The 8,001-nt window shown below is 70.1% G+C and carries 5 protein-coding genes; 2 read left to right on the top strand and 3 right to left on the bottom strand.

From position 1 onward, the window contains the following. Nucleotides 1–193 precede the first annotated feature (193 nt). Nucleotides 194–1,357, bottom strand: a complete 1,164-nt coding sequence (locus GA0115259_RS14215) for a serine hydrolase domain-containing protein (protein WP_093596102.1) — start codon at nucleotides 1,355–1,357, stop codon at nucleotides 194–196. A gap of 89 nt (nucleotides 1,358–1,446) precedes the next feature. Further along, complete coding sequence (locus GA0115259_RS14210; RefSeq protein ID WP_093596099.1) at nucleotides 1,447–1,902, bottom strand: NUDIX hydrolase; 456 nt, start codon at nucleotides 1,900–1,902, stop codon at nucleotides 1,447–1,449. 207 nt (nucleotides 1,903–2,109) lie between these two features. Here GA0115259_RS14210 and GA0115259_RS14205 point away from each other — a divergent pair, with 207 nt between their 5' ends. Next, entirely contained in the window at nucleotides 2,110–5,421 is a 3,312-nt protein-coding gene (locus GA0115259_RS14205) for a S8 family serine peptidase (RefSeq protein ID WP_176732545.1), read from the top strand. Between the two features lie 178 nt (nucleotides 5,422–5,599). Next, entirely contained in the window at nucleotides 5,600–6,628 is a 1,029-nt protein-coding gene (locus GA0115259_RS14200) for an aspartate-semialdehyde dehydrogenase (RefSeq protein WP_093596096.1), read from the top strand. A 53-nt stretch (nucleotides 6,629–6,681) separates the two neighbouring features. Here the strand turns inward: GA0115259_RS14200 and GA0115259_RS14195 are convergent, their stop codons facing one another. Further along, the gene (locus tag GA0115259_RS14195) at nucleotides 6,682–7,863 is read right to left on the bottom strand and encodes an MFS transporter (RefSeq protein WP_093596105.1); all 1,182 of its coding nucleotides are present in this window, start codon (nucleotides 7,861–7,863) and stop codon (nucleotides 6,682–6,684) included. Between the last annotated feature and the right edge of the window lie 138 nt (nucleotides 7,864–8,001).

Below are 8,001 nucleotides of genomic sequence, written 5' to 3'. Positions count from 1 at the left end.
TCGTAGGAGGTGCGTGTCCGGACACTAAAGCGTGATTTGTGCCGCACACGAAACCCGCACCCGACAACCCACCCGCACGCGGCGTAAATCATGCCGTCCGGACATGTACCTCCGGAGGCCCCGGCACCGGCACCACCCACGCCACGGCCCCCCGCCGGAAGGCGCACCGCACCACGGCCCCCAACCGGGAGGTTTACTCGCAGAACTCGGCCTCGACCACCGCCCCCGCGTCCCCCGTCCGGTCCGCATTGAAGTTCAGCGACAGCGAATGCCTGCCGTCCGCCGTCGTCACCGCGGCCGACGAGGACCCGTTGATCCCGCCTCCGTGGCCCCACACCGTCTCGCCGCAGGGGAGTTCCTGGACTTGGAGACCGAGCCCGTAGCGGTAGGCCGGCGGGGCCTCGTCGCCCATCGAGACCGTCGTCCTCATCTCCTTGAGCTGCTGCTTCGGCAGCAGCCTGCCCTTCATCAGCGCGCTGTAGAAGCGGTTCAGGTCCGCCGGGTTGGAGATCATCCCGCCCGCCGCTCCCGCCACCGACGGATTGAGTTCGGTGACGTCGTGGACCGGCGCGGCCGGGTCCGGGGAGAGTGTCGAGTAGGCGCGGCCCGACGGCTGGGGCATCCGCGGGTCGGTGGCCGGGACGGTGGTGGCGCGCAGGCCCAGAGGCCGCAGAATCCGGCGCTCGATCTCGGTGGCGTACGGGCGGCCCGTCAGCTTCTCGACGGCCATCCCGGCGAGGATGAAGTTCGTGTTGGAGTAGCTCCAGCCTGTGCCGGGCGCGAACTCGGGCCGGTGGGCCAGGGCGATGTCGACCAGCTCGCGGGGCTCCCGCGTGTCGTAGCGGTGCTCGAAGAAGCCGTCCCCGAAGATCTTCTGCTGGAGCTCCTCGTCCTCGGTGTAGTTGAAGACGCCGCTCGTGTGGTTGAGGAGCTGGCGCAGTGTGATCCGGCGCCCGTCGTGACCGTTGCCGCGCACCACGCCGGGCAGCACACTGTCGACGGTGTCGTCCAGATCGACCCTGCCCTCCGCCTCCAACTGGAGCAGCACCGTGGCGACGAAGGTCTTGGTGATGGAGCCGACACGGAAACGGTCCTGCGGAAGACGTTCGCGGCCGGTAGTCCGGTCCGCGACTCCCGCGTTCCCGTTCCAGACGCCCTTGCGGTCTTCGGCGCGGGCCAGCGCTCCCGGTACGCCCTCCTCGACGGCGGCGTCGAGGGCCTCCTGAGTGGCACGGTGGGCGGCGGCGGTTCCGTCCGGGCCCGTGCTCGCCACGGAGGGCGCGACAAGGGCGGTGCTCGCGAGGGCCACCGCCGCGAGTGTGCCGGTGAGCGCGATCCGGACCGTACGTACTGCCATGTGAACTCCCCTGTTGTACCGATGCGATCGGCAGGCAGGACGCCCGAAGCCGCGAAAGGGTTTTCCGCTCAGCACGGGTTGACCGACTTTCAGCCATTCACCGGGAAGCGGCCGAGCTCCGGCCGCTCGCGCCACAGTCCCAGGCCGGTGTCGACGAGTTCGACGCGGTCCAGCTCCCGGACCGCGTCGAGTGGATACCAGGCGGCGAGATCGGTGGAGCCGCCGGTCTCCGGACGCAGTGAACCGCCTGTGATCCGGGCCTCGTAGATGATCCGCAGGCCCTGGAAGTCCGCGAAACTGCCGAGTTTGCGCGGATAGCGGCGGCGGATCGAGTCCACACCGAGCAGCGCCGTCATCTCGGCCGCGTAGCCGGTCTCCTCCTCGACCTCGCGGACCGCCGTGTCGATGGGATCCTCGCCGTGGTCCATGCCGCCGCCGGGGAGCGTCCAGCGTTTGGTGCCGTCACGGGCCACCCACCGTGCGAGAAGGATCTGTTCACTCTGAACGCACACGGCGTAGGCGGCAACTCGTAGCTCCTGGTTCATCCCGCGAGGGTAGAACCATGACGGCGACGAGATCCGGGGCTCCGGTGGATCTGTCCGATTGATCCTTCATGGCGCAACCACCGCGCTGGCGGATGTACGCCATGACCGAAACGCATCCCTGACAGCTCTCCACAAACCCCTGTCACTTAGGAAAAGCTGAGCGGTCATCCGGTACCGAAATCCGGACTGTCTCTTTCACAAGCAGGGATGCTGATGACCTCCGAATCCGAGCGCTCCATATCCGGACCGAGACGCGTGGCCAGGGTCGCGGCGGCGGCCGGCCTGGTGGCCGCGCTGATCGCTTCCGGTGCGGTGCCCGCGTTCTCCGCCACAGGCGCCGACGACCCGGCCGCCCCCGCTCCCGTCAAGTCGTCCTCAGACAAGCTGGGGTCGGCCGACGCGGATCTGCTCGCCAAGGCCGAGGCCGCGGGCGAGAAGAACATATCCCTGATGGTGGCCACCGCTCCCGGGGCGACCGAGCAGGTCGCCGACCAGCTCGACGCCGTCCCCGGCGCCGTGGTCGGCAAGACGTACGACAAACTCGGCTACGTACGGGCGACGCTCCCCACCGCCAAGGCGGACGCGGCGATCAGGGCGGCCCAGAAACTCTCCTCCGTCCACGGCATCGATCTCAACCAGGAGATCAAGCTCGACGACCCGAGGCCCGCGGCGGACGCGGACCAGGGCTCGAAGGGCTCCGCCAAGGCTTCGGCCGACGTCGAGAAGTACCCGGCGCCGAGCAGCAAGACCGCCGCGGAGAACCCGTACAACCCGTCCTTCGAGACCGGTGCGGTCGACTTCGTCAGGAAGAACCCGACGGCCGACGGCCGCGGAGTCACCATCGGCATCCTGGACTCGGGCGTCGACCTCGGCCATCCCGCGCTCCAGAAGACCACCACCGGCGAGCGCAAGATCGTCGACTGGGTGACGGCCACGGACCCGGTCGCCGACGGTGACGGCACCTGGCGCATCATGAACGCCGCGGTGTCGGGCCCGTCGTTCACGGCGGGCGGACGTACATGGACGGCTCCGGCCGGCTCGTACAAGTTCAACCTGTTCCGCGAGAACGCCACGCTCGGCGGCGAGATGGCGGGCGACCTCAACCGCGACGGTGACACCACCGACGTCTGGGGCGTGCTCTACGACCAGGCCGCCGGAACCGTCCGCGTCGATCTGGACAACGACGGCGACTTCACCGACGACGTGGCGATGAAGCCGTACAAGGACGGCTTCCAGATCGGCTACTTCGGTACGGACAACCCGGCCACTCCGGTGGCCGAGCGCATCCCGTTCGTGGTCGAGATCCGCAAGGACGTCGTCTACAACGCGGCGGGCGCGACCTCCGACTTCGTCAGCATCGGTGTCATCGAGGGCGCGCACGGTTCGCACGTCGCCGGTATCACCGCCGCCAATGGGCTCTTCGGCGGCAAGATGAGCGGCGCCGCTCCCGGCGCCAAGCTGGTCTCCTCGCGCGCCTGCTCCTGGAGCGGCGGCTGCACCAGCATCGCGCTGACCGAGGGCATGATCGACCTCGTCGTCAACCGCGGTGTCGACATCGTCAATATGTCGATCGGCGGTCTGCCTCCGCTGAACGACGGCAACAACGCCCGTGCCGAGCTGTACACGCGGCTCATCGACACCTACGGCGTGCAGTTGGTGATCTCGGCCGGCAACGACGGTCCCGGTACGAACACCATCAGCGACCCGGCCCTGGCCGACAAGGTCATCTCCGTCGCCGCGTCGATCTCCAAGGAGACCTGGGCCGCCAACTACGGCTCCGGTGTGACGAAGAAGTACGCGCTGCTTCCGTTCTCCTCCCGAGGCCCGCGCGAGGACGGCGGCTTCACGCCGACCATCACCGCCCCGGGCGCGGCCATCAACAGCACCCAGACCTGGCTGCCCGGCAGCCCGGTCGCCGAGGCGGGCTACACGCTGCCGCCCGGCTACTCGATGCTCCAGGGCACCTCGATGGCCTCGCCGCAGGCGGCGGGCGCGAGCGCGCTGCTGATCTCGGCCGCCAAGCAGAAGCACATCGACCTCACCCCGGCCAAGCTGCGGACGGCGCTCACCAGCACCGCCGAGGAGATCGACGGCCTCCAGGCGCATGAGCAGGGCGCGGGTCTGATCGATGTCGTGGCGGCGTGGAAGGCCATCCAGCGCGACACCAGTTCGTACGAGTACGCGGTGAAGGCGCCGGTCGACACCGCGATCGACGAGTTCCTGAAGACGCCCGGCTTCGGCACGGGTCTGTACGACCGCGAGGGCGGCCTCCAGGCCGGCCAGAGCAAGAAGTACGACATCACCATCACCCGGACCACCGGCCCCATGGGCCCGGTGAAGCACCGGCTGAAGTGGAAGTACAACGATGACGACACCTTCCGGCTGGTCGGCAGCCACAACGTCGAGCTGCCGCTGAACAAGCCGGTCACGGTCGCCGTGGAGGCGAAGCCCGGTTCCGCCGGTGTGCACAGCGCCATCCTGGAGCTGGACGACCGTGACTCGGAGGGCGTGGACAAGCAGATCCTCGCCACCGTGGTCGTCTCGAAGCCGGTGGACAAGCCCTCGTACGCCTTCTCGGCGTCCGACACGGTCCAGCGCAACAGCTCGAAGTCGTACTTCCTGACGGTGCCCGCGGGCGCGAAGACACTGGAGGTGGCGCTGGGCGGGCTGGCCACGGGCAGCCAGACCCGGTTCATCTCCATCCACCCGTACGGCGTGGCGCTGGAGGACAGCTCCACGATCTACTGCTACCCGAACTACAACAACCCGAGCAACACCTGCCGCCCGGATCTGCGGTCGTACCAGAACCCGCAGCCCGGCGTCTGGGAGATCGAGGTCGAGTCGCGCCGTACGTCGCCGCTGCTCGACAACCCGTACAAGCTGGACGTGTCGATCCTCGGCGCCGTCTTCGACCCGGCGGTCACCACGATTCCCTCGGCCACGATCGGTACGCCCGCTCCGGTCGGGTGGAAGGTCACCAACAGCGCCGCGGCCATCGACGGCAAGCTCGGCGGCGGTTCGCTGGGCTCGGCGAAGGTCACGCGCCCGACGATCGCGGACGGCGACCAGATCGAGTCCACGGTCACCATCGGCGCGGGAGTCGAGAAGCTCGACTTCACCATCGGCGGCGCCTCGGACAACGGCGCCGACCTGGACCTCCTGGTCTACCGGAACGGTGTGCTGATCGGCTCCTCCACGAGCGCCAGCGCGGACGAGACGGTCACCCTGACCAACCCGGCCGCCGGTACGTACACCGCCGTCGTGGACGCCTACTCGGTCCCGGCCGGGACCACGGCGTACGACTACCGCGATGTGTACTACTCGGGCTCGCTCGGCACGATCAGCGCGAGCGGCGCGGTCAAGCTCGACAGCGGTGCGTCGGCGCAGGTCGCGGCCGAGGTGCTGGTGAAGAGCGCGGCTCCCGAGGGCCGGCAGTTCTTCGGTGAGGTGCAGCTGCTGAACGCGCGCGGTACGGCCGCGGGCACCGGCAGTGTGATCATCGAGAGCGTCACTCCGTAACTCGTGCGGTAATGGAGGGGCGGGTGTCCACGCGGACGCCCGCCCCTTCGGCGTTCCGTCCTTCGGACAGTTCCGTTGGACAGTTCCGTCCTTTGGACAATGGATTGGACAACCCGGCCCGGTACCGACGCATGATGTGGGAACGCGTTCCCGGGACAGTCGCGAGTGAGGAGCCCCAGTGAAGGTCGGAATCGTCGGAGCCACCGGTCAGGTCGGCACGGTCATGCGCAGCATCCTGGCCGAGCGGGACTTTCCCGTCGCCGAACTGCGGCTCTTCGCCTCCGCCCGGTCCGCGGGCACCGCCATCGAGTGGCAGGGCCGGGCGATCACGGTCGAGGACGCCTCCACGGCCGACTACACCGGGCTCGACATCGTGCTCTTCTCGGCCGGGGGCGCCACCTCGAAGGCGCTCGCCGAGAAGGTCGCCGCCCAGGGCGCCGTCGTGATCGACAACTCCTCCGCCTGGCGCCGTGACCCCGAGGTCCCGCTGGTCGTCTCCGAAGTCAACGCGCACGCGATCAGGAACCGTCCCAAGGGCATCATCGCCAACCCGAACTGCACCACGATGGCCGCCATGCCCGTGCTGCGCCCGCTGCACGCGGAGGCCGGGCTGACCGCGCTGGTCACCGCCACCTATCAGGCTGTCTCCGGCTCCGGTCTCGCCGGTGTCGCCGAGCTGCACGGCCAGGCGCAGAAGGTCGTCGACGAGGCGGACCGGCTCACCCATGACGGCGAGGCCGTCGACTTCCCGGAGCCCGTCGTCTACCGGCGGCCGATCGCCTTCAACGTGGTGCCGCTCGCAGGCAATCTGGTGGACGACGGCTCCTTCGAGACCGACGAGGAGCAGAAGCTCCGCAACGAGTCGCGCAAGATCCTGGAGATCCCGGAGCTGAAGGTGTCCGGGACCTGTGTCCGGGTGCCGGTCTTCACGGGCCACTCGCTCCAGATCAACGCCCGCTTCGCGCGTCCGCTCGGTGTGGAGCGCGCGTACGAGCTGCTCAAGGACGCGCCGGGCGTGGAACTGTCCGAGATTCCCACGCCGCTCCAGGCGGCCGGCCGGGACGCCTCGTACGTCGGCCGGATCCGTGACGACGAGACCGTGGAGAACGGGCTGTCGCTCTTCGTCTCCAACGACAACCTCCGCAAGGGCGCGGCGCTCAACGCCGTCCAGATCGCGGAGCTGGTGGCGGCCGAGCTGGCCGGCTGACGGGCTGACGGGCTGACGGACGGGTACGTCACCGCTCGCCGGACGGGCTTCGCTCATCCCGCCCGGCGAGATCCCGCCCGGCGAGCGACCGCGCCCAGCGCCAGTACCGCCAGCGCGCCGCCCAGCCAGAGCGCGCCCTCGACCTGGAAGCGGTCTGCCGCCCGGCCGCCGAGCAGCGCGCCCAGTGCGATCGCCGCGTTGAACAGCCCGGCGAAGAGCGCCGAGCCCGCCTCCCGGCGCCCGGGCGCGGCGGCCATCAGCCAGTTCTGCGCGCTGACCGAGACTCCGCCGTACGCCAGTCCCCAGACGACGAGCAGCGCCGCCGCGGCCGGCAGCGAACCGCCCGCCGGCACGCTCAGCAGTACCGATCCCGCCAGTACCGCCGAGATGACCAGCAGCGCCCGGCGCGGATCGCGGGCGGCTGCGGCACCGCCCAGGAAATTGCCCGCGATGCCCGCGACGCCGTACACCAGCAGGAGCGTGCCGACCGCGCCCGTGCCGAGCCCGGGCACCCGCTCCAGGGCCGGGCGTATGTAGGTGTACGCGGCGAAGTGGCCGGTGATCAGAAAGGCCACCACGAGCAGCACGGCCCGTACCGCCGGGATACGGACCACTCCCGCGACCTCGCCCAGACGTACGGCTCCTTCGGCGGGCAGCGGCGGCAGCAGGGCGGCGAGCAGCGCCGTGACCGCCAGCGCGAGCAGCGTCATCGCGGCGAACGCCCAGCGCCAGCCGGCGAGACCGCCCATCAACGTCCCGGCCGGCACACCGAGCACGGACGCCACCGCTATCCCGCTGAAGATCACGGCGGTGGCGCGGCCCTCGGACTCCTCCGGCACCAGCCGTACGGCCAGTCCCGCGGCGACCGCCCACACTCCGCCGATACAGACACCGACCAGGGCCCGGCCCAGAAGGAGCACACCGAAGGCGGGCGCGAGCGCGGAGAGGGCGTTCGCGGCGGCCAGGACGGCCAGCAGCACGCACAGGACCGTACGCCGGTCCGCGCGGCGCACGGCGACGGGCAGCAGAGGCGCGGCGAGCGCCGCGACCAGGCCCGGAAGCGTGACGGTGAGCCCTGTCGTACCGGCGGAGGTGTGCAGACCGTGGCCGAGGGAGGTGAGCAGTCCCACCGGCAGCATCTCCGTCGTGACGACACAGAAGGTGGCGGTCGCGAGGGCGAGGACGGACGGCGGTAACGCGCGCCGGCCGCCGGACCGCCGGATGGTCTCTTCCATGAGGACCAGACTTCGCCGCGCGCCGGAGCGGAACAACGCCGCAGAGCGCGCCTTGTCCGAGAAGGCGCCCGCGCGCCGAGGAGGCTCACGGCTCGCGCGCCCGCACGCCCGAGCCTTCGGTACGGCGCCGAGCCGCTG

The sequence above is a fragment of the Streptomyces sp. MnatMP-M17 genome, from assembly GCF_900091995.1.
In the GTDB taxonomy this organism is placed as follows: Bacteria; Actinomycetota; Actinomycetes; order Streptomycetales; family Streptomycetaceae; genus Streptomyces.
The sequence above is the reverse complement of the archived record's forward strand: the minus strand, read 5'-3'. Positions and strand labels throughout refer to the sequence as shown.

Excerpts from the sequence above, each read along its gene's own strand:
- GA0115259_RS14215 (WP_093596102.1), bottom strand. The coding sequence starts at position 1,357 with ATGGCAGTACGTACGGTCCGGATCGCGCTCACCGGCACACTCGCGGCG.
- GA0115259_RS14210 (WP_093596099.1), bottom strand. The coding sequence starts at position 1,902 with ATGAACCAGGAGCTACGAGTTGCCGCCTACGCCGTGTGCGTTCAGAGT.
- GA0115259_RS14205 (WP_176732545.1), top strand. The coding sequence starts at position 2,110 with ATGCTGATGACCTCCGAATCCGAGCGCTCCATATCCGGACCGAGACGC.
- GA0115259_RS14195 (WP_093596105.1), bottom strand. The coding sequence starts at position 7,863 with ATGGAAGAGACCATCCGGCGGTCCGGCGGCCGGCGCGCGTTACCGCCG.